The sequence below is a fragment of the Gordonia namibiensis NBRC 108229 genome (assembly GCF_000298235.1).
GTDB lineage: Bacteria > Actinomycetota > Actinomycetes > Mycobacteriales > Mycobacteriaceae > Gordonia > Gordonia namibiensis.
This window is the reverse complement of record NZ_BAHE01000022.1, coordinates 1-20,096: the sequence shown is the minus strand read 5'-3', so window position 1 is coordinate 20,096 and position 20,096 is coordinate 1. Positions and strand designations below refer to the sequence as shown.

Below are 20,096 nucleotides of genomic sequence, written 5' to 3'. Positions count from 1 at the left end.
CACTGCCCGTCGGGGGCTGTGTGTCGTCCGGCCCACGCAACCGGGCGGGTGCCGGGCACCGGGTCGATGGGGGTCGGCCGGTCTCCGGCACCCGCTTCCCCTCTTCTTCTCCGGGCTCGCCGCTGTTCCCGGATCCTCGCGTCGGCTCACTAGGATCGCGGCATGCCAGTGCGCCCCCGCATCACCGACACCGCGCGCCGATCCCGGTTGATGCGCCGCATGCACCTCGACGCCGCGTCGCGGGCCGGGTCCGTCGTCGAGGCGGCCGCGACGATGGTCGGTCTCCACGCCACCACCCCGTCGACGGTCTATCTGTCCGCGTGGGCGCGGGTCGACGGTCTGACCCGTGCCGATATCGACACCGCGCTCTACGACGACCGGAGCCTCGTCAAACATCTCGCGATGCGGCGAACTCTCTTCGCCTTCCCTCGTGACGTCCTCGCCGAGGCGATCGGCGCGCTCGGGCCCCGGATCACCGCCTCCGAGCGCACCAACATGCTTCGCGATCTGCGTCGCAGTCCCGACGTCGACGACCCCGAGGGTTGGATCGACACCGCGCGGGACGCGGTCCTCACCGAACTCGCCGGCGGTGAGTCGCTCACGTCGACCGAACTGCGTGCCCGGTTGCCCGTCCTGGAGGGCTCGATCACCTTCGGTGAGGGCAGGTCGTGGGCGGGGAAGAGTCACTTCGGCCCGCGGGTGCTCAACATGCTCGACGCATCCGGAGACATCGTCCGCGGACCCAACCGACTCGACTGGCATCTCTCCCGCCCGGCGTGGACGTCGATGAAGGTGTGGCTCGGCGAGACCCTGGATGCGCCGAGTGTGCATGACGGTCACCGGGCGCTCGTCGAACGCTGGCTGCGCACCTATGGGCCGGGGACCGAGACCGATCTCGTGTGGTGGCTCGGCTCCACCAAGACCGCGGTGCGGGCCGCGCTCGCCGATCTCGGCACCGTCGAGGTCGATCTGGACGGGGGCGGCATCGGACATGTGCTGCCCGACGACCTGGGCACCGACGAGGACTGCGAGCCACAGGCCGTGCTGTTACCCGAACTCGACCCCACGACGATGGGCTTCAAGGAGCGGGCCTTCTATCTCGGCGACCACGGTCCGGACATCTTCGACTCCGTCGGCAACGGCGGACAGACCGCATGGTGGGACGGCCGGATCGTCGGCGGCTGGTATCGCCGCGACGACAATTCGATCGCGATCCACCCGCTCGAGCCCCTGCCCGCCGACGCCCGGAGGAAACTCGACGAGCGGGCCGAGGAGCTCGCGGCATGGCTCGGCGACGGATCGATGAAGATCGGATACGCCGCGCCGTACATGCGGAAACGATGAGTTGAGGGCGATGAGTTGAGCCCCGAGCCGCGGTCTGCCTCTGCGGAAAACCCCGCGTCGAGCGAAAGGCACCGCGATGAGCGATCGACTCCCACCTGTGACCGACCATGACACCTGGGCGAAGGCCCTCGACGAACTGCGGGTCCGCGAGAAGGCGGCCACGCGCGAACTCGACGCGATTGCAGCACAGCGGCGGCGGCTGCCGATGGTCGAGATGCCCGAGTACACCCTGACCGGGCCCGACGGGCCGATCCGTCTCGTCGACGTCTTCGACGGTCGATCCCAGTTGATCGTCTACAACCACATGTGGTTTCCCGGTGAGACCTACCAGTGTTCGGGATGCACCGGATTCACCATGCAGTTCGACCGGCTCGACTTCCTCGGTGACTACGACGCCCGGTTCGTCATCATCACCCACGGTCCCTTCGACGAGGCCCTCGCCTACCAGAAGCGCGTCGGCAACCGCATGGACTGGTACTCGTCGGAGGGCACGACGTTCTCCGCCGACGTCGGCGCGGGGCCGGGCGAGGGATTCGCCGTCAACGTCTTCCTCCGCGACGGCGACAAGGTCTACCGCACGTGGCACACAACCGGCCGGGGGGTCGAGCAGCTCGGCTACACCTTCTCGCTCATCGATGTTCTCCCATGGGGAAGGCAGGAAGAGTGGCAGGACTCGCCCGACGGCTGGCCCCAGAGCCCCACATATTCACGGTGGCGTGAATCGGAGACCATCGCCGCCGCCTACGGTGACCCCGGCGCGTGATCCGCGGGCGACGCCTCCCCAGGTCAGGGCTCACAGCAACCTCCCAGCATCCGACCAGTGACGTGCCAGCGGGTTCTGCGACAGTAGGAGGGTGACCGGACCAGCCAGAAACGACGACGCGCGCGGCGCGAAGGTTCTCGTCGTCGACGACGAGGAGAACATCCGCCAGCTGCTGTCGGTGTCGCTGAAGTTCCAGGGATACGACGTCGACACGGCCGCGGACGGACCGGCCGCGATCGACAAGTGCCGCAGCAGCAAACCCGACATCCTGATCCTCGACGTGATGATGCCGGGCATGGACGGCTTCGGACTGTTGCGTCGTCTGCGCGCGGACGGGGTCGAGGCGCCCGCCCTGTTCCTGTCGGCGCGCGACTCGGTGGAGGACAAGGTCAACGGTTTGACGATCGGCGGCGACGACTACGTCACCAAGCCGTTCAGCCTCGAAGAGGTCGTCGCCCGCCTGCAGGTGTTGCTGCGCCGCAGCGGTTTCGGTGAGGAGCAGCAGGCCTCGTCCCGGATCACCTTCGCCGACATCGAACTCGACGACGAGACCCACGAGGTCTTCAAGGCCGGCAAGCCGGTACAGCTCTCGCCGACCGAGTTCACCCTGCTGCGTTACTTCATGGTCAACGCCGGCACGGTGCTGTCCAAACCCCGCATCCTCGACCATGTCTGGAACTACGACTTCGGCGGCGAGGTCAACGTCGTCGAGTCCTATGTCTCCTACCTGCGTCGGAAACTCGACAATGGCGAGAAGCGTCTCATCCACACCCTGCGCGGCGTCGGCTATGTGATGCGCGAGCCGCGCGACTGATGACCGCGTCCGAGGCCCGCAGACGCGGTGTGCCACTCCGGTTCTCCCTGGTTGCTCTCACGCTCGCGCTCGTGGTCGTCGGGTTGCTGGCCTCCGGGGTCGCGGTCACCTCGTCGATGCGCCAGGACCTCATCTCCCGCGCCGACGAGGGACTGGTCAACGCCACCCGCACCTGGGCCGATCCGCGCTCGCCGGCCAACGAGCCGCGCCCCGGTCCGCCGGGGCCGCGTCGTCCGCCGTCGCCGTACTACGTGGAGTCGATTCTCCACGGGCCGGCCGGTCTGTCCACGGTCAACGTCTACAACCAGTTCGACCACGCCCCGGACCTCGACGGACTCACCGGTGACAATGTCGGCCCGGTCACGGTCGGATCGGTGGAGTCCGGCGGCCCGCAGTGGCGGGTGATCAAGCGCAGCAACCAATTCGGCACGTCGATCGTCGCCACACCGATGTCCGACATCGACGCCACGATCAGCCGGCTGATCTGGTTGCAGTTCGCGATCGGTGCCGTGGTCGTGGTGCTCATCGGGGTGCTCAGCTACCTGCTGGTGCGGACGAGTCTCCGTCCCCTCCGCAGGGTCGAGGAGACGGCACATGCGATCGCGGCGGGCGACCTCACTCGACGGGTTCCGCTGGCCGCACCCAACACCGAGGTCGGTAGCCTGTCGGATTCGCTGAACACGATGCTCGGCCAGATCCAGCACGCCTTTGCCACCACGGCGGCCTCTGAACGGCAGGCCCGCGCCTCCGAGGAGGAGATGCGACGCTTCATCGCCGACGCCAGCCACGAACTGCGCACCCCGCTGACGTCGATCAAGGGATTCGCCGAACTCTATTCGCAGGGCGGCGTTCCCGACGTCACCGACGCGATGCGCCGGATCAACGACGAGGCCGGCCGGATGAACGTGCTCGTCGAAGACCTGCTGATGCTGGCGCGTCTCGACGTGCAACGCCCCATCGCCACCGCGCCCGTCGACCTGCTGAGCCTGGCCGCAGATGCCGTCCAGTCAGCGCGCGTCGCCGCCCCCGAGCGCGACATCGAGCTCGAGGTGACGACCGGCGACCAGCCGCCGCTGGTCTCCGGAGACGGGCCGCGACTCCTGCAGGTGCTGCGCAACCTCATCGGCAACGCGATCAACCACACGCCGGCGGAGGCATCGATCACGGTCGGGGTCTCGGTCGACACCGGCGCGAACGGCACCTCCGAGGCGGTGCTCACGGTCGCCGACACCGGACAGGGCCTGACCCCGGAGGACGCGGATCACGTCTTCGAGCGGTTCTACCGCGGCGACCAGTCACGCCACCGGGGGTCGGGCGGCGGAAACGGCTTGGGACTGTCCATCGTCGCCGCGCTGGTCGAAGCGCACGGCGGCCGGGTCGGTGTCGATTCGACACCCGGTGAGGGCGCAACCTTCTGGGTACGACTGCCGCTGTCCATCGCTCCCTGAGTAGCCCCGGAGCTTGCGGAGGGCGTCAGTTCCTGCTCCCTGAGTAGCCCCGGAGCTTGCGGAGGGCGTCGGTTCCTGCTCCCTGAGTAGCCCCGGAGCTTGCGGAGGGCGTCGGTTCCTGCTCCCTGAGTAGCCCCGGAGCTTGCGCAGGTCGTCAGTTCCTGCTCCCTGAGTAGCCCCGGAGCTTGCGGAGGGGCGTATCGAAGGGTCAGATCAGGCGCCGCAACCTGGCGAACTCGGCCACGTCGGTGCGGAACTGGTCGAGGGTGACGAGGGTGTACATGCCGTCGATCTGGCGGGTGGCCCACAGCTGGTGGATGCGTCGGAGATCGGATTGCCGTGACTTCCAGCCGATCCCGTCGATCACCGCGAGTACGAGCTGGGTGGGGAGGCGGACCTCGGCCATCTCCTCGATCTCGCGCACGGCGTCGGTGAGCTTCGAGCCGGTCGAGTCGAAACCCTTGGCTGCCACCACGATGTCGGCGGAGTTGGGGTCGCCCACGATGAGGTCGGCGGGGGCGGTGCGCCCGTTGCGGCCGACGAACCGCGATCGCGTCGTGTAGTCCAATCCGAGATCGCGTGCGATGTCCTCGATCTCGTCCTCGATGCGACGGCCCGATGCGCCGGCCCGGGTCGCGGTGGCCCGGGTCCCGGCGCGCGCCACGAGGATGTCGGCGAAGGTGTAGGTGCGTTCCATCTGGGCCCGCAGCATCCGGACGAGGTCGAACTCCGCGTCGAGCCAGGTCACCAGGTCGACGGGCTGGGTGCGCGCCAGTCCGTGCCATCCGCTGGTGTCGAACCGGTCGCGCAATGCGTTCTTGAGTTTCTCCTGCGACAACCCGACCGCGAGCCCGAGCACCGGGACGTCGTTGGGGTTGTCGCGCACCCACGCGGCGAGACCGGTGATGTCGGTGTCGAGGAGTCCGCCGAGGCTGGCGGTGGCCTCGACGATCCGCTCGGCCTCCGGGGTGGAGGCGGTGGGGTCGACGTGAGAGGTCAACCGTCCCAACGACTTCAGGTAGTCCTCGAAGTCAACTGCGTCACTCATGTGTTCGGCGTCAGTCCCGTCCGATGAACAGGAACTCGCTGACGTCACGACGGGTGGCGGCAGCGTGCGTGCCGAAGCTGTACTTGTGGTCGATGGCGATCACCTCGACCGAGGGCTTGACCTTGCCGAGCAGGTCGACGATGCGGTCCTTGCCCGGCAACGCATTCGACGAATACGACAACACGATCGCGCCTGCGTCCTCGAAATGTTCGAACGTCCGCAGCAGTGCGTCCTCGATGGTCCGTTTGTAGGCGAACGGCGTGAAACGCTTGGGCAGCTTCTTGGTTTTGGTGTTCTCCATGATGGTCATGCCGCGCCAGTACGCGGAGAGGCCCTCGAGGAAGTGATAGCGCTTGATGTAGTCGTTGTCGTCGGTGGGCGGCGCGTACGGAGGGTCGAGGTAGACGAGGTCCGGCGGCGCCGACCACGGCAGGTCGAGGTCGAAGATGTCGCCCTGGACGCTTCGGTTGCTGCAGCCGTTGCTGAACACAGTGCCGTTGTAGTCGGCCGCCGCGCGCAGCCGGAAGTGGTCGCGCAGGGACATCGTGAGGTCGCGGCGCCCGTCGGCATAGCGGGTGGAGTCGGTGAAGGTGAACACCCCGCGCGGCTGCTTGCGGGCAGCGGAGAGAACGAGCGCGGAGATGGCCAGGTCGCGGCGGTATCCACGCAACGCATCGATATGCGACCAGGCCGAGTCGAGGAATGCGCGGTCCTCTGCGGTGAAGTACAAGCCGTCGAAGGTGCTGGAGATGTAGTCGCGGTCGTCGGCGGCCGGCCCGCAGATCTGCTCGACGAGGTCCGGTTCGAGGCGGACGCTCGAATTCGCCACCGAGGCACGCGTGATGACGTGCGGGAAGTGGAGGAAGTCGTTGCTGAGGACTTCGAAACCCTGGGCCTTCAGCAGGTAGGACACCACGCCCGACCCGGAGAACGCGTCGACCGCGGTCGACCCGCCGATCTCGGCGAAGGTGCGCTCGAGGTGGGGGAGGAGCCGGTACTTCGATCCCATGTACCGCAGCCGCGGGAACCGCTGTGCGCGGGCCAGGACGTCACTGGATCCGACAGGTCTGCCGGTGCTGCGTCCCGATCGGGAGGATTCTGGCCCACTCACACCGAAAAGAATGTCATGGACCCCCGACAGCGCCGTGGAGAACACGGTTGCGGCAGGTGGTGCCGAACCCCACAACATCTAGACTCGGGCGCATGGCATCGGTCTTCAGCATGATCATCAACGGCGACATCCCGGGTCGATTCGTCTGGAAGGACGGCGAGGCCGTCGCTTTCCTGACCATCGAGCCGGTCACCCCCGGCCACGTACTGGTGGTGCCGCGCAACGAGGTCGACCACTGGGAGCAGATCGACAGCTCGCTGTTCGCCCACCTCAGCGGCGTCGCCCAGAAGGTCGGCCAGGCCGTCAAGGACGCCTTCGACGCACCGCGCATCGGTCTGCTCATCGCCGGCCTCGAGGTTCCCCACGTGCACATCCACGTCTTCCAGGGACTCTCGCTCGAGACCTTCGACCTCGCCAACGCGAACAAGAACGCCAAGCCCGAGGACCTCGACGCCGCGGCCGAGAAGATCCGCGCCAGTCTGCGCTCGCTGGGCTACGGCGAGTACGTCGCCGACTGACCCCTCTCGTGCTCCCTGAGGAGCGAGCTTGCGAGCGTCTCGAAGGGTCAGACCGTTCGGTGGATCAGCAGCGGTAGGACCGCGCCCGCCCCGGCTTCGCGGAGTGCCGCGGCCGCCAGGGTGATCGGCCAGCCGGAGCTGTTGGCGTCGACGACGAGCATCACGTTCTGTCCGGCGACGTCGGGCGGGTCGCCGAGGTGGTCGCGCCAGTAGGCGGCCTCGACCGCGCCGGTCGCGTCGGTCGGCGGGTCGCCCATGCGGACGGGGAAGGTTCCGCCGCCCCTTTTCCCGACTGTGCGCAGGTGCTCGGCGAGCGTCTCGGCCAGGTTGGTGCCGGTGAGGCGGAGAGACACGATGACGTCGGCGCGGACACCCGTCTCGCGGACCCAGGATGAGAGTGTCGCGACGGCGGCGTCGCCGAGTTCGGCCAGTGCACGCTCGTCGCCGTTGCGGGCGGCCGCCAGCACCTCCACCCATTCGGGTGCGTCGGCGTGCGCCAGGACGCGGCCCGGTTGGGCGAGGAGGTCAGCGGGAATCCTTCCGCGGCGGCCGAATTCGCCGCCCGGCCACATCTTCCGAGGATCGAGCGTAGATGCCTTGCGGCGCAGCGTCGACGTGACGGTGCGGACCACCTCGGCATCGACGGTGTCGGGGAGTCCCTCGCTCAGTTTGCCGCGGCAGACCGAGCAGCGGCCGCAGTCGGCGGCTTGCGGGTCGTCGAGCGATTCGGTCAGCAGCCGCATCAGGCAGGTGCGGCCGGCGATGTAGGAGCGCATGATGTCGGCCTCGCGACGACGAACGGCGAGTACCCCGTCGTAGTGTGCGGCGTCGTAGGTCCAGGGCTTGCCGGTGGCGACCCAGCCGTCCGGGGTGCGGTCGGTGATGCCGTCGACGGCGAGCTGCTTGAGCATCAACTCGATCCGCGTACGACGGAAGCGGGTGGCGGCCTCGAGCTGGATGGGCGACTGCGGTTCGTCGGCGGCCTCCAGCGCCGCCAGCAGGTCGCGCATCTTGTCGGGATCGGGGATGGTCGCGGTGGCGAAGTGATCCCAGATCCGGTCGTCGGTCTGCGAGGCCAGCAACATCACGACAGCGTCGTCGAGGGCGCGCCCGGCACGACCCACCTGCTGGTAGTAGGAGACCGGCGAGGGCGGCGAACCGACGTGCACGACGAAACCGAGGTCTGGTTTGTCGTAACCCATCCCGAGGGCGGAGGTCGCGACGAGCGCCTTCACCTTGTTGTGCAGCAACGCGTCTTCGAGCTCATGCCGGCGGTCGGCATCGAGCTGGCCGGTGTAGGCGGCGACGTCCACCGAATCCCCGTGTACCGCCCGGATGGCCTCGACGAGCCGGTCGGCGTCGGCGACGGTGAGGACGTAGACGATGCCCGAACCCGGGAGGTGGGGCAGGGCCTGCGCCACCCAGCCGTATCGCTGCACGGGCGAGAGTCCGTCGAGGACGTTGAGGTGCAACGACTTTCGGGCGAGCGGCCCGCGGAGGACGAGTGTGGGCGCGTCGGAACCGGAGTCGAGCTGCGCGGCAACGTCCTCGGTGACGCGCGCGTTGGCGGTCGCGGTGGTCGCCAGGACCGGCGTCGTCGGGTTGACCGAGCGCAGTACATCGGCGACACGACGGTAGTCGGGCCGGAAGTCGTGGCCCCAGTCGGAGACGGCATGCGCCTCGTCGATCACCAGCAGCCCGAGATTGCCGGCCAGCGCGTCGAGCACGCGGCGGCCGAAGCCGGGATTCGCCAGGCGTTCCGGTGAGACGAGCAGGACGTCGAGGTCGCCGGCCCGCAGCTGCGCCTCGATGGCCGACCACTCGTCGACGTTCGACGAGTTCAGCGTCGCCGCGGACAGGCCGCCGCGAGCCGCTGCGGCCACCTGGTCGCGCATGAGCGACAGCAGCGGGGACACGATCAGCGTGGGTCCGCCGCCACCCGCGCGGATGATCGCGGTGGCCGACCAGTAGACCGCCGACTTGCCCCACCCGGTCGCCTGAACCACCAGGACCCGCGCGCCGGGACTACCGGGCTCGCCACCGGCCAGTGCGGTCACGGCGCGCAGCTGGTCCTCGCGCAGCTGGGCACCCTCACCGGCCAGGCTGGTGATGACCCGATTGGCGGCGGTCAGCTGGTCAGGGGAGAGGGTGGGAGCCATGAGCCCAATGTAGTGGCGACGCCCGACACCACCGGTCGGCGGTGCACAGCGGCGACGACCCGGTCCGATCCGTTCACAGGAACCTCGCAGCGGGGTTCCAGAGAGGTTCGAGGGTACGGACCGATCGTGGTCCTCATGATCCCGCAAGCACCGCCGGGCCGGACGGCGCAGGTGTACACGCTCGCCGACAGCTCGGTGTCTACCCCGGTCCTCGACATCGTCGTCCCCGTCTACAACGAACAGGCCGACCTCGCGTCGTCGGTACGCCGCCTCGCCGACCATCTGCGGCGGCACGTGCCGTATTCGGCGCGCATCACCGTCGCCGACAACGCCAGCACCGACGACACGCTCGCGATCGCCATCGGATTGGTCGACGGGCTCGAGGGCGTCCGCGTCGTTCACCTCGAAGAAAAGGGGCGTGGTCGTGCGCTGAACGCGGTCTGGCAGCGCAGCGACGCCGAGATCGTCGCCTACTGCGACGTCGATCTGTCCACCGACCTCAACGCGCTGATGCCGCTGATCGCCCCGCTGGTGTCGAAGCATTCCGACATCGCGATCGGCACCCGGCTCAGCCGCTCCTCGCGTGTGGTCCGCGGACCCAAGCGGGAGTTCATCTCCCGCTCGTACAACCTCATACTCCGAACGGCCATGGGCGCCAGGTTCTCCGACGCGCAGTGCGGATTCAAGGCCATGCGCACCGACATCGCCCGCCAATTGCTGCCCTTCGTGGTCGACACCGGCTGGTTCTTCGACACCGAGCTGCTCGTGCTCGCCGAACAGATCGGGCTGCGGATCGCGGAGATCCCGGTCGACTGGGTCGACGACCCGGACAGCACCGTCGACATCGTGCCCACCGCCCTCGCCGACTTGAAGGGTTGTGCGCGAGTCGGTCTCGCGCTGGCCATGGGCCGGCTGCCGATCGCCCAGCTCCGAGCCTCCATCGGTCGCGACCGTGCGGCCGGACCCCAGATCGACGGCGTGCCCAAGGGACTGGTCGGGCAGCTCGCCCGGTTCTGCGTGGTGGGCGTGGCATCGACGCTCGCTTTCGCGGTGTTGTTCCTGGCGCTTCACTCGTTCCTGGGGGCGCAGGTTTCGAACCTGGTCGCCCTCGCGATCACCGCTGTCCTCAACACCGCGGCCAACCGCCGGTTCAGCTTCGGGGTCCGCGGACGCGACAATGCGCTGAGACACCAACTGTTCGGCCTCGCCGTGTTCCTGTTCGGTTGGCTGGTCACCGCCGGCGCGCTGCTGTTGCTGCACACCGTCGCCCCGGAGGCGACCAAACACATCGAACTGATCATCCTGGTGATCGCGAATCTGGTGGCCACACTCACCCGATTCGTCGGTCTCCGCTGGGTGTTCCGCAAGACACCGGAGATTGCCGCATGACGACAACGATCATCGACCCGCCCGCCACCCCGACGGAACCCATCGCAGCGTCAACCCCGTCGAAGAACCCTCTGTGGCAGCGTCTCTCGCTGGCCGCGCTGCTGATCGGCACCGGCGTCCTCTATCTCTGGAATCTCTCGATCAACGGTTGGGCCAACTCCTTCTACTCGGCGGCCATCCAGGCCGGTTCGGAATCGTGGAAGGCGTGGTTCTTCGGATCGTCGGACATGGCGAACTCGATCACCGTCGACAAACCGCCTGCCTCGCTGTGGATTCCAGGACTCAGTGCGCGCATCTTCGGCGTCAACTCGTGGTCCATCCTGGTACCTGAGGTCCTGATGGGCGTGGCGTCGGTCGCACTGCTCTATCTGATCACGCGAAAGTACTTCGGCCACCGGGCCGGAATCCTCGCCGGTACGGTGCTGGCGCTGACGCCGGTCGCGGCGTTGATGTTCCGCTTCGACAACCCCGAAGCCCTGCTCATCCTGCTGATGATCGCGGCCGTCTGGTCGTTGATGAAGGCCATCGACGACGGTCGGTGGCGGTGGCTGATCCTCACCGGCGTCTTCGTCGGGTTCGGATTCCTCACCAAGCAACTGCAGGTGATGATGATCGTGCCCGCGCTGTCGGTCACCTACCTGGCCTTCGGTCCGCATGGCTGGCTGCGGCGGTTGGGCCAGCTGTTCGCCGCACTCGGCGCGATGATCGTCAGTGCCGGCTGGTGGATTCTCGCCGTCGAACTCTGGCCGGCGTCCTCGCGGCCGTACATCGGTGGCTCGCAGAACAATTCGATCCTCGAGCTGACTCTCGGCTACAACGGCTTCGGTCGTCTCAACGGCAACGAGACCGGAGCGGTCGTGCCCGGCCGTTCCGGAATGGGCGAGATGGGTGGCGCCGGCGGTCCCGGCGGACCTGGCAGGCCTGGTGGTGGCGCGTGGGGTGAGACCGGATGGCTGCGGATGTTCGAACCCGCGCAGGGCGGTCAGATCGCCTGGCTCATCCCGACCGGTCTGCTGCTCGCGGTCGTGGCGGCAGTCCTGATCGGCAGGGCCCGACGGACCGATCCGCGTCGCGCATATCTGGCGGTCTGGGGACTGTGGCTCCTGGTCACGATGGGTGTCTTCAGCTTCATGGCCGGGATCTTCCACCAGTACTACACCGCAGCCCTCGCCCCGGCGGTCGCTGCTCTCGTGGCCGGTGGTGCGGCGGTCTGCTGGACGCACCGCGATCGGTTGTGGGTCCGGATCGCGCTCGGCGCATCCGTGTGGATCGCGGCCGTCTGGGGCTTCGTCCTGCTGAACCGGACGCCCGACTTCGTGCCGTGGCTGCGCTTCGCGGTCCTCGTCGTCGGCCTGGTCGCCGGTGCGGCGATGATCTTCGCAAACGTGCGCAGCGTAGCGGCGGCAGCGATCACCGGTGCGATTCTCGCCGGTCTCGCGGGACCGGTTGCGTACACGATCGACACGGTGGCAACCGAGAAGAGCGGATCGATCATCACCGCCGGCCCGCGGGTCGAGGGTGAGTTCGGTGGTCCGGGCGGACGCGGCGGCCCCGGTGGACGCGGCGGTCCCGACGGTCGGGGCATGCCCGGTGGGCCGGGTCAGCGCATGCCAGGCGCGCCCGGGCAGGCGATGCCAGGCGCGCCCGGCCAGGGCATGCCCGGCGGCCTGGGCATGCCCGGTGGACGCGGCGGCGACGGCCCCGGTGGCCTGCTGCGCGGTTCGACGCCGACGGCTGCCGTTGTCGAGAAGCTGAACGCCGACGCCGACCGGTACACGTGGGTCGCTGCGGCGATCGGGTCCAACTCGGCGTCGGGCTACCAGCTCGAGACCGGCCACTCGGTGATGCCGATCGGCGGGTTCAACGGCAGCGATCCGTCACCGACCCTCGCCGAGTTCCAGAAGCTGGTCGCCGAGAAGAAGATCCACTACTTCCTCGGCGGCGGAGGACCGGGGATGGGCGGACCAGGCATGGGTACGGACTCCGAACGCCCGGCGTCGCAGATCAGCGCGTGGGTTGAGGAGAACTTCACCGCGGTGACGGTCGACGGGGTCACGATGTACGACCTGACCCGGTAGAGCAGCCGGGCCTCCCCTGGCGATCTAGAGTTCACCCTGTGAAACCGGGGGACGGCACCAGCACGAGTGATGCGACCACGACTCGCTCACGATCGCGACTGACTCGGATGACCGGTCGCGACCCGCACCAGGACGGGCGGGTCGCGACCGGTCTCGAGTTGTTCTACGACCTCGTCTTCGTCGTCGGCTTCTCCGTGGCGACGACCCTGGCCGGTCATCAGTTCGCCGAGGCGCACTACACGGCGGCCTTCATCGGCTTCTTCCTCTGTACGTTCTCGGCGATCTGGGCGTGGATCAACTTCGCCTGGTTCGCGTCGGCCTTCGACACCGACGACTGGGTCTTCCGCGTCGTCACGCTCGTCCAGATGATCGGCGTCGCGATCATCGCCGTCGGTATGCCGCCGGTGTTCGACTCGGTGGCCGGCGGCGGTGACATCGACAACCGCATCCTGATCCTGGGCTACATCGTGATGCGCGTCGGCATGGTCATCCAGTGGCTACGTGCGGCGTCGCAGAGCGAACGCTGCCGGCGCGCGTGCCTGATCTACGCCGTCGCGACCGTCGTGGCCCAGATCTGGTGGGTGGCAGTCCTGATCGCCCACCTGCCGCTGGTGATGACCGTCGTGGCGATGCTCATCGGCGTCCTGATCGAGTTGACGGGTCCGGTGATCGCCGAGACCCGGACCGCCGGCACGCCGTGGCATGCCCACCACATCGCCGAGCGGTACTCCCTCCTCACGATCGTGACCCTCGGCGAGGGTGTCGTCGGTGTGGTCGCGCTGCTCGGCGCCCAGGTAGCCGTCGACGGGTGGACCCTGGACACCGCGATCCTCGGCTTCGCGACGATGACCACGACCTTCGCCATGTGGTGGATCTACAGCGCGGTGCCCACCGGCGACGTCCTGCACGCCCGCCGGGAGAAGTCTTTCGCGTGGGGTTACGGCCACATCGTCTTGTTCATGGCCGCTGTGGGTGTCGGCGTCGGCCTCCATGTCGCGGCCCTCTATCTGGAGCACCACGCCGTGCTCGACGACGCGCTCGTCGTCGCGAGTCTCGCCATCCCGCTCGTGGTGTTCTGTCTGGGCGTGGTCGCGATGGAGGGGTACCTCCTCGGCTTCGACGGGTTTTCGCTCGTACAGGCGCTCGCGGTCGTGGCGACGGTTGCCGCGGCCATGCTCCTGTGTCTGGCGGGTCTGTTGGTGATCACGACGATCGTGGTCGCCTCGCTGGCGCCGGTGGTGATGGTGATCGTCGACGAGGCGTTCGGGACCGCGCGTCGAGAGCGGGCCGTCCGGGAGCTCACCGGCGCGTGACGCGGGCCGTGTGCGCGGTCGTTTAGAGTCATGGTCGTGCGAGTACTCGTGATCGGCTCGGGCGGCCGCGAACATGCCCTTCTCATCGGCCTCAAGAACGATCCGTCGGTCACCGACCTGCATGTCGCTCCCGGCAACGCCGGAACCTCGGCGATCGCCACCAACCATGCCGTCGACGTGGTCTCCGGTGAGGCGGTCGTGGCCCTGGCGCAGAAGCTGGAAGCCGACCTCGTGGTCATCGGACCTGAGGTGCCCCTGGTCCTCGGTGTCGCCGATGCGCTGCGCGAGGCCGGTATCGCGACTTTCGGACCCGGTGCGCAGGCCGCGCAGATCGAGGGTTCCAAGGCCTTCGCCAAGGACGTGATGGCCGCTGCGGGCGTGAAGACCGCGCATGCGGAGATCGTCGACAACCCGGCCCATCTCGACGCCGCCCTCGACCGTTTCGGACCCACTTGGGTGGTCAAGGACGACGGTCTCGCCGCGGGTAAGGGCGTCGTCGTCACGCCCGACCGTGACGTCGCCCGCGATCACGCCGCGGAGTGTCTGGAGAGCGGACACCCCGTCCTGTTGGAGAGTTTCCTCGACGGCCCCGAGGTGTCCCTGTTCTGCCTCGTCGACGGCGAGACCGTGGTGCCGCTGCTGCCCGCGCAGGACCACAAGCGGGTCGGCGACAACGACGCCGGACCCAACACCGGCGGCATGGGCGCCTACACCCCGCTGCCGTGGCTGCCCGCCGAGATGACCGAACGCATCGTCGACGAGGTCGTCAAACCCGTTGCGGCCGAGATGGTCAAGCGCGGAATCCCGTTCTCAGGTCTCCTGTACGCCGGGCTCGCGATCGGCGCGGACGGCCCCGCGGTCGTCGAATTCAACTGCCGCTTCGGCGATCCCGAGACCCAGGCGGTCCTCGCGCTGCTGAAGTCGCCGCTCGGCGCGGCGCTCAACGCGACCGCCACCGGGACGCTCGCCGACCTGCCGGCGCTCGAATGGCACGACGGCGCCGCGGTCACCGTGGTCGTCGCCGCCGAGAACTACCCCGGCAAGCCGCGCACCGGTGACATCATCACCGGCGCCGACGCCGAGGGTGTGCTGCACGCGGGTACGTCCAAGAACGCCGACGGTGCGATCGTGTCTGCCGGAGGTCGTGTGCTGGCCGTGGTGGGTACCGGCGCCGACCTCGCCGAGGCCCGCGCGCAGGCCTACGCCCGGATCGAGAAGATCAAGCTGCCGGGCTCGCACTTCCGCACCGACATCGGACGCAACGCCCTCGAGGGCAAGATCAGCATCTAGCGAACCATCGCTCACATTCTCCGTTCCCGCTCACCGGATTTGCGTGAGCGGGAACGGAATGAGTGAGCGAAATTCGCGGAACCGGGTTCAGTCCGCGAGGTTGCGGCCGAGGAACTCGATCTGCTCGGGGAGCACGCTGCGCCAGTACCGGTTGGTGTGACCACCGGCGGCGGTGCCGAAGGCGGCCGGCGGGTGAAGACCCGCGGCCCACTGGCGGGTGTAGGTGTAGAACTGATCGCTCGAACCGATGTTGATCAGCAGCGGGATCTTCGCGAAACTCGGCTGCGCGCCGAACAGCGAGTTGGCCTGGTAGTCGGCGAGGCCGTCGAAGGCGCGCGGCGGGAAGTTGCGCGGGTCGGCCCACATCGCCGGCGAGCTGACGGCCACAGCGGCTACGCGCGGCGCGCCGAGCATCGATGCCAGACGCAACGCGCCGTATCCGCCCATCGACCAGCCGAAGAGGCCGATGCGCTCGGTGGACAGGTTGAGCTGCGGGTTGTTCGCGAGCATCGGTAGGAACTCGTCGAGGATCATCGCGCCACCGTCGGTGCCGTCGGTCCGCCGGTGGTAGTAGTTGCGACCCACGTCGGCAGCGGCGAGCGCGAACGGGGTGTTGCCGGCGTCCACGTACTGCTGCATCACGGTCTGCATCTCGAGCTTCGACCCGAAGATGGTCTTCTCGTTCGTGTTCAGCGCGTGCAGCACGACGACGACGGGCAGCTTGCCGGTCACCCCGTTGGGTCGGGCGACCGCCCAGCGGGTGTCGCGACCGCCCATGCGGGCGGACTTGAAGCTGCCGGTGATCAGCGGGGGACCGCTGGTGACCGGCGGCGGTGAGGTCTCGACCGGCAGTTCGTCGTCGGCTGCGCGGCCTTCGAGGTTGCGCGGCTGCACCGATGCCGACGGCGTCTTGTCCGAGCATGCGGCCAGTCCGAGGGCGGCGGCCCCGACGCCGGCGGCGAGCACGGCACGACGGCCCACGCGCGGGAGGTCGCGGTCGGCGTCGTCGGAGAATCGGGATCGCAGGCTGGTCATCGAAGCAACAGGGTAATCGGGGAACCCGGGCCCGGTGCAACGTCGAATCGGCCGACGCGCCGACGCTGTGAGAAATCTGTCTCTGACTTGACGCTCAGTCGAGCGCCGCGATGGCCTTCTGCAGGAGTTCGGCCGCGCCGGATGCCACTTCGGGGAGGCCGGGGGCGTCGGTCACCGCGACCATGATGTCGGGGTTCATCGCCTCGACGATGACGGTCCCCGGGTTGTCGGTGTCGTCGCGCACCACGACGTTGCAGGGGAGCAGCAGACCGATCTGCCGCTCGATCCCGAGTGCGCGATGGGCGAACTGCGGATTGCAGGCGCCGAGGATGAGGTAGTTCTCCATGTCCTCGTCGAGCTTCTTCTTGAGCGTCGCCTTCACGTCGATCTCGGTGAGCACGCCGAAGCCGACATCGCCGAGGGCTTCCCGCGTCCGCGCAACCGCGTCGTCGAAGTCGGTCTGCAGGGTCGTCCGGTAACCGAGTTTCATGATCATTCCTCTCGTGGGTGTTCCCGCTGCGTCAGGCGAGCGCCAAGAACAGCTTTTCCAGTTGGTCGATCGTCATCGGCTCCGAGTCCTTCGACTGTTCGCCGGTCATGCATTCGCGGAAGCCGGTCGCGACGATCTTGAAGCCGGCACGGTCCAGTGCACTCGACACCGCGGCGAGTTGGGTCACGACGTCCTTGCAGTCACGTCCCTGTTCGATCATCGAGATCACGCCGGCGAGCTGCCCGTGGGCGCGGCGCAGCCGGTTGAGTACGACGCCGATCGATTCTTCGTCACCAACCATGACGACCTCCTTGTGTTCGAACGCGAGGATTCACCCGACCAGTTCGACTATACCCCTAGGGGTATCAGGTCTGGTCTCGTGATGCAGGAGTCGAATCACTCGCGGTCGGTCGCCGTGGACGGCTTGGGCGGCAGTGACATTCGCGGGGAGGTGAGGACGTCGATGCTGAGACGGGCGCCCAGCCTTTAACACAGGAAGCCGACGAACGCGGACTGTCTCACGAGGTGTAGAGCGCCGCGTAATCGGCGACAGCGTGGAGGCCGTCGAACTGCGTGCGATCACGGTAGTGGGCCTTGAGCGGAGGAGATCCTGCCGTCCGATGATCGACCGCCGTCGACGTGAACCGGGCGCTCACCGCCGTTGTCCTCCTCTTATACGGGAATTCGACTGTGCTTGTACCGCTTTGGTCAAAAGCAATACGGCGGTACGGACGGCTTTGGCAGCATGAACCATATGATGACGTCGGCGGCGACCCCCAAGGGTGCGCGACGGCGGTCTCGCTTGATCGAGGCCGCCGGCGAGCTGCTGCTCGAAGGCGGCTTCGACGCCGTCCGTCATCGTGCGGTCGCCGAACGTGCCCAGTTGCCACTGGCGTCTACGACGTACTACTTCGCCTCCCTCGACGATCTGATGGCCGAGGCGGCGGCCAGTCTCTGCAGCCACGACGCGGAGGCGGTCACCGAGCGCTGCAACACACTTCCGCGTCGACGCCGCGGAAAGACCGCGACGTCGACCGCCCTCGCCGAGGTGATCGTCGGGGAGGACACGACGATGCAGCAGCTGTCCGCCCGCTACGAGATGATCGCGTTGTCGGCTCGGTACCCGATGCTTCGCGAGGTGGTCAGCGAACGATGGCAGGCGCTGTCGATGTGCCATCTCGACGTCCTTGCCAAATCCGGCCGGGTCGCCGACCCCGCCCACATCGCCCAGCTGATCGGGATCGAGGACGGCGCCATCGTCGGCGCCCTCGGACAGAACGGCGTCCGGCCCCTCGACGCGGTGCGCGACGCCCTGCTCGAGGTGATCGACGTCCTGGCACCGCGGGCGTGATCGCAGCGGAACAGAGAGAAGGGATCGGATGTCGGGGGATTCGATGAGCAGGCGCCGTACCCGCGCGGGTATGGCCGCCGCATTCCTGTCCATGGTCTTCGGGGTCACGATGCTCGTCGCCCCCGGTGCGCAGGCCGCTCCGGCCGGTCGCGTCGACGCGGGCGTTCCGTTGTCGTCGGTGGTCTACGGAACCGGGTGCACCTATCCGGTGACCGTCCCGGTCAACTCGTCCGGCTGGGTCGAGTTCTGGGAGGTCAAGCCGGGTCTTCCGGCCCGGTTCATCGGCCGCGATCTCCCCTCGGGTGCCCTCGCCTCGGTCACCTGGGTGCCCCGTCGCATCGGAGACAAGTACCTCTACGCCGTGCAGAACGGCAAGGCCTCGCAGCCCACTCTCGTGAAGGTGCGCCAGGGCTACGGGTCCAACGGGACCTGCTTCGCGTTCTGAGCGGGCGCGAGGGCAGGCACCGAGAATTCGGGATCCGCTCGCGATCGACCTACACTGAGCGGGTGTCGAAGCCCGCCATTGCCAACGTCCTGGCCAGCCGCTATGCCTCCACCGACCTTGCCGAGCTGTGGTCGGCCACCACCAAGATCGCCCTCGAACGGCGACTGTGGATCGCGGTGCTGAAGGCACAGGCCGACCTCGGGATCGATATCCCTGCCGGCGCCATCGCCGACTACGAGCGCGTCGTCGACCAGGTCGATCTCGCCTCGATCGCCGATCGTGAGCGCGTCACCCGCCACGACGTGAAGGCCCGCATCGAGGAGTTCAACGCCCTCGCCGGTCACGAGCAGATCCACAAGGGCATGACCAGCCGTGACCTCACCGAGAACGTCGAGCAGCTGCAGATCCTCCGTTCTCTCGAGCACGTGCACGCCCACGGTGTCGCCGTCCTGGCCCGCATCGTCGAACGTGCCGCCCAGTACTCCTCGGTCGTCATGGCCGGCCGCAGCCACAACGTCGCCGCGCAGGCCACGACCCTCGGCAAGCGTTTCGCGTCGGCCGCCGACGAACTGATGATCGCGCTCACCCGGCTCCGCGAGCTGATCGACCGCTACCCGCTGCGCGGCATCAAGGGCCCGATGGGCACCTCGCAGGACATGCTCGACCTCCTCGGCGGCGACGCCACCAAGCTCGCCGACCTCGAGGCCCGCGTCGCCGACCACCTCGGTTTCGCGCGGTCGTTCACCTCGGTCGGCCAGATCTACCCGCGGTCGCTGGACCACGACGTCGTGTCCGCGCTCGTGCAGGTCGCCGCCGCACCGTCGTCGCTGGCCCACACCATCCGGCTGATGGCCGGCCACGAGCTGGTGACCGAGGGCTTCCAGCCCGGCCAGGTCGGCAGCTCGGCGATGCCGCACAAGATGAACACCCGCAGCTGCGAACGGGTCAACGGTCTCGCCGTGGTCCTGCGCGGCTACGGCTCGATGGCCGCCGAACTCGCCGGCGCCCAGTGGAACGAGGGCGACGTCTTCTGCTCGGTGGTCCGCCGCGTCGCACTGCCCGATGCCTTCTTCGCCATCGACGGCCTGATGGAGACCTTCCTGACCGTTCTCGCCGAGTTCGGCGCGTACCCCGCAGTGATCGCCAACGAGCTCGACCGCTACCTGCCGTTCCTCGCTACCACCAAGGTGCTGATGGCGTCGGTGCGCGCGGGTGTGGGTCGCGAGACCGCGCACGAGGCGATCAAGGAGAACGCCGTCGCGGTGGCGCTGGCCATGCGCGAGGAGGGCCGTGAGCCCGACCTGCTCGACCGTCTCGCCGCCGACGACCGCATCCCGCTCGACCGGGCCCAGCTCGAGGAGCTGCTCGCCGACAAGTCGGTCTTCGTCGGTGCCGCCGAACAGCAGGTCGCCGACGTCATCGCCGCCGCGGAGAAGATCATCGGCCAGTACCCGGAGGCCGCCGCCTACACGCCTGCCCCGATCCTCTAGGGCTGGTTTC

19 protein-coding genes are annotated in these 20,096 nt (G+C 68.2%); 12 read left to right on the top strand and 7 right to left on the bottom strand.

From position 1 onward, the window contains the following. Nucleotides 1-162 precede the first annotated feature (162 nt). The 4 genes from GONAM_RS13025 (at nucleotide 163) to GONAM_RS13010 (ending at nucleotide 4,369) form a co-directional block, all read left to right on the top strand. Nucleotides 163-1,344, top strand: a complete 1,182-nt coding sequence (locus GONAM_RS13025) for a winged helix DNA-binding domain-containing protein (protein ID WP_006867222.1) — start codon at nucleotides 163-165, stop codon at nucleotides 1,342-1,344. 76 nt (nucleotides 1,345-1,420) lie between these two features. After that, nucleotides 1,421-2,107, top strand: a complete 687-nt coding sequence (locus GONAM_RS13020; RefSeq protein ID WP_006867221.1) for a DUF899 domain-containing protein — start codon at nucleotides 1,421-1,423, stop codon at nucleotides 2,105-2,107. Nucleotides 2,108-2,198: 91 nt separating this feature from the next. Beyond that, the gene (locus GONAM_RS13015) at nucleotides 2,199-2,921 is read left to right on the top strand and encodes a response regulator transcription factor (RefSeq protein ID WP_006867220.1); all 723 of its coding nucleotides are present in this window, start codon (nucleotides 2,199-2,201) and stop codon (nucleotides 2,919-2,921) included. Continuing rightward, nucleotides 2,921-4,369, top strand: coding sequence for a sensor histidine kinase (locus GONAM_RS13010; protein ID WP_006867219.1), 1,449 nt, complete (start codon nucleotides 2,921-2,923; stop codon nucleotides 4,367-4,369). Before GONAM_RS13015 ends, GONAM_RS13010 begins: the two co-directional genes overlap by 1 nt. 208 nt (nucleotides 4,370-4,577) lie before the next feature. Here the strand turns inward: GONAM_RS13010 and GONAM_RS13005 are convergent, their stop codons facing one another. Both GONAM_RS13005 and GONAM_RS13000 read right to left on the bottom strand, forming a co-directional pair. Then, a complete protein-coding gene (locus GONAM_RS13005; protein ID WP_006867218.1) occupies nucleotides 4,578-5,417 on the bottom strand; it encodes a hypothetical protein in 840 nt (279 codons plus the stop codon). A 10-nt stretch (nucleotides 5,418-5,427) separates the two neighbouring features. Beyond that, nucleotides 5,428-6,528 carry a DNA adenine methylase gene (locus GONAM_RS13000; RefSeq protein ID WP_439644546.1) on the bottom strand — a complete coding sequence of 367 codons (1,101 nt, stop codon included), beginning with the start codon at nucleotides 6,526-6,528 and terminating at the stop codon, nucleotides 5,428-5,430. 92 nt (nucleotides 6,529-6,620) lie between these two features. Between GONAM_RS13000 and GONAM_RS12995 the strand changes: the two genes are divergently transcribed. Then, on the top strand, nucleotides 6,621-7,046 hold the full coding sequence (locus GONAM_RS12995; RefSeq protein ID WP_040536386.1) for an HIT family protein: 426 nt from the start codon (nucleotides 6,621-6,623) through the stop codon (nucleotides 7,044-7,046). Nucleotides 7,047-7,093: 47 nt separating this feature from the next. Here GONAM_RS12995 and GONAM_RS12990 read toward each other — a convergent pair whose 3' ends face one another. Then, nucleotides 7,094-9,205, bottom strand: coding sequence for a RecQ family ATP-dependent DNA helicase (locus tag GONAM_RS12990; RefSeq protein ID WP_006867215.1), 2,112 nt, complete (start codon nucleotides 9,203-9,205; stop codon nucleotides 7,094-7,096). 135 nt (nucleotides 9,206-9,340) lie between these two features. On the opposite strand from GONAM_RS12990, the gene GONAM_RS12985 reads away from it, so the two are divergent. The 4 genes from GONAM_RS12985 to purD all read left to right on the top strand — a co-directional run bounded on the left by GONAM_RS12985 (nucleotide 9,341) and on the right by purD (nucleotide 15,275). Then, nucleotides 9,341-10,594: a bifunctional glycosyltransferase family 2/GtrA family protein gene (locus GONAM_RS12985; RefSeq protein WP_040536431.1), complete on the top strand. Its 1,254-nt coding sequence runs from the start codon at nucleotides 9,341-9,343 to the stop codon at nucleotides 10,592-10,594. Further along, nucleotides 10,591-12,672, top strand: coding sequence for an ArnT family glycosyltransferase (locus tag GONAM_RS12980; RefSeq protein ID WP_006867213.1), 2,082 nt, complete (start codon nucleotides 10,591-10,593; stop codon nucleotides 12,670-12,672). Before GONAM_RS12985 ends, GONAM_RS12980 begins: the two co-directional genes overlap by 4 nt. Before the next feature lie 107 nt (nucleotides 12,673-12,779). Continuing rightward, a complete protein-coding gene (locus tag GONAM_RS12975; protein ID WP_006867212.1) occupies nucleotides 12,780-13,985 on the top strand; it encodes a low temperature requirement protein A in 1,206 nt (401 codons plus the stop codon). Between the two features lie 36 nt (nucleotides 13,986-14,021). After that, nucleotides 14,022-15,275 (top strand): phosphoribosylamine--glycine ligase, encoded by a 1,254-nt coding sequence (gene purD / locus GONAM_RS12970; protein WP_174310916.1) that lies wholly within the window; start codon nucleotides 14,022-14,024, stop codon nucleotides 15,273-15,275. A gap of 87 nt (nucleotides 15,276-15,362) precedes the next feature. Here purD and GONAM_RS12965 read toward each other — a convergent pair whose 3' ends face one another. From GONAM_RS12965 to GONAM_RS22685, 4 genes are all read right to left on the bottom strand, one after another. Then, complete coding sequence (locus GONAM_RS12965) at nucleotides 15,363-16,310, bottom strand: alpha/beta hydrolase (RefSeq protein WP_006867210.1); 948 nt, start codon at nucleotides 16,308-16,310, stop codon at nucleotides 15,363-15,365. 94 nt (nucleotides 16,311-16,404) lie between these two features. Continuing rightward, the gene (locus GONAM_RS12960) at nucleotides 16,405-16,800 is read right to left on the bottom strand and encodes a DUF302 domain-containing protein (RefSeq protein WP_006867209.1); all 396 of its coding nucleotides are present in this window, start codon (nucleotides 16,798-16,800) and stop codon (nucleotides 16,405-16,407) included. Nucleotides 16,801-16,831: 31 nt separating this feature from the next. Then, nucleotides 16,832-17,101 carry a metal-sensitive transcriptional regulator gene (locus GONAM_RS12955; protein WP_006867208.1) on the bottom strand — a complete coding sequence of 90 codons (270 nt, stop codon included), beginning with the start codon at nucleotides 17,099-17,101 and terminating at the stop codon, nucleotides 16,832-16,834. 217 nt (nucleotides 17,102-17,318) lie between these two features. Beyond that, nucleotides 17,319-17,456, bottom strand: a complete 138-nt coding sequence (locus GONAM_RS22685; RefSeq protein ID WP_157159161.1) for a hypothetical protein — start codon at nucleotides 17,454-17,456, stop codon at nucleotides 17,319-17,321. Between the two features lie 101 nt (nucleotides 17,457-17,557). On the opposite strand from GONAM_RS22685, the gene GONAM_RS12950 reads away from it, so the two are divergent. The 3 genes from GONAM_RS12950 (at nucleotide 17,558) to purB (ending at nucleotide 20,086) form a co-directional block, all read left to right on the top strand. Then, a complete protein-coding gene (locus GONAM_RS12950; protein ID WP_174310921.1) occupies nucleotides 17,558-18,151 on the top strand; it encodes a TetR/AcrR family transcriptional regulator in 594 nt (197 codons plus the stop codon). Nucleotides 18,152-18,194: 43 nt separating this feature from the next. Continuing rightward, nucleotides 18,195-18,596 carry a hypothetical protein gene (locus GONAM_RS12945; RefSeq protein WP_040536428.1) on the top strand — a complete coding sequence of 134 codons (402 nt, stop codon included), beginning with the start codon at nucleotides 18,195-18,197 and terminating at the stop codon, nucleotides 18,594-18,596. Between the two features lie 62 nt (nucleotides 18,597-18,658). Then, nucleotides 18,659-20,086, top strand: coding sequence for an adenylosuccinate lyase (gene purB / locus GONAM_RS12940; RefSeq protein ID WP_006867205.1), 1,428 nt, complete (start codon nucleotides 18,659-18,661; stop codon nucleotides 20,084-20,086). The last annotated feature ends 10 nt before the right edge of the window (nucleotides 20,087-20,096 follow it).

What these genes read in the sequence shown, in the direction of transcription:
- GONAM_RS13025 (WP_006867222.1), top strand. Translation starts at nt 163, where the DNA reads ATGCCAGTGCGCCCCCGCATCACCGACACCGCGCGCCGATCCCGGTTG.
- GONAM_RS13020 (WP_006867221.1), top strand. Translation starts at nt 1,421, where the DNA reads ATGAGCGATCGACTCCCACCTGTGACCGACCATGACACCTGGGCGAAG.
- GONAM_RS13010 (WP_006867219.1), top strand. Translation starts at nt 2,921, where the DNA reads ATGACCGCGTCCGAGGCCCGCAGACGCGGTGTGCCACTCCGGTTCTCC.
- GONAM_RS13005 (WP_006867218.1), bottom strand. Translation starts at nt 5,417, where the DNA reads ATGAGTGACGCAGTTGACTTCGAGGACTACCTGAAGTCGTTGGGACGG.
- GONAM_RS12995 (WP_040536386.1), top strand. Translation starts at nt 6,621, where the DNA reads ATGGCATCGGTCTTCAGCATGATCATCAACGGCGACATCCCGGGTCGA.
- GONAM_RS12990 (WP_006867215.1), bottom strand. Translation starts at nt 9,205, where the DNA reads ATGGCTCCCACCCTCTCCCCTGACCAGCTGACCGCCGCCAATCGGGTC.
- GONAM_RS12985 (WP_040536431.1), top strand. Translation starts at nt 9,341, where the DNA reads ATGATCCCGCAAGCACCGCCGGGCCGGACGGCGCAGGTGTACACGCTC.
- GONAM_RS12980 (WP_006867213.1), top strand. Translation starts at nt 10,591, where the DNA reads ATGACGACAACGATCATCGACCCGCCCGCCACCCCGACGGAACCCATC.
- GONAM_RS12975 (WP_006867212.1), top strand. Translation starts at nt 12,780, where the DNA reads ATGACCGGTCGCGACCCGCACCAGGACGGGCGGGTCGCGACCGGTCTC.
- GONAM_RS12965 (WP_006867210.1), bottom strand. Translation starts at nt 16,310, where the DNA reads ATGACCAGCCTGCGATCCCGATTCTCCGACGACGCCGACCGCGACCTC.
- GONAM_RS12960 (WP_006867209.1), bottom strand. Translation starts at nt 16,800, where the DNA reads ATGAAACTCGGTTACCGGACGACCCTGCAGACCGACTTCGACGACGCG.
- GONAM_RS12955 (WP_006867208.1), bottom strand. Translation starts at nt 17,101, where the DNA reads ATGGTTGGTGACGAAGAATCGATCGGCGTCGTACTCAACCGGCTGCGC.
- GONAM_RS12950 (WP_174310921.1), top strand. Translation starts at nt 17,558, where the DNA reads ATGACGTCGGCGGCGACCCCCAAGGGTGCGCGACGGCGGTCTCGCTTG.
- GONAM_RS12945 (WP_040536428.1), top strand. Translation starts at nt 18,195, where the DNA reads ATGAGCAGGCGCCGTACCCGCGCGGGTATGGCCGCCGCATTCCTGTCC.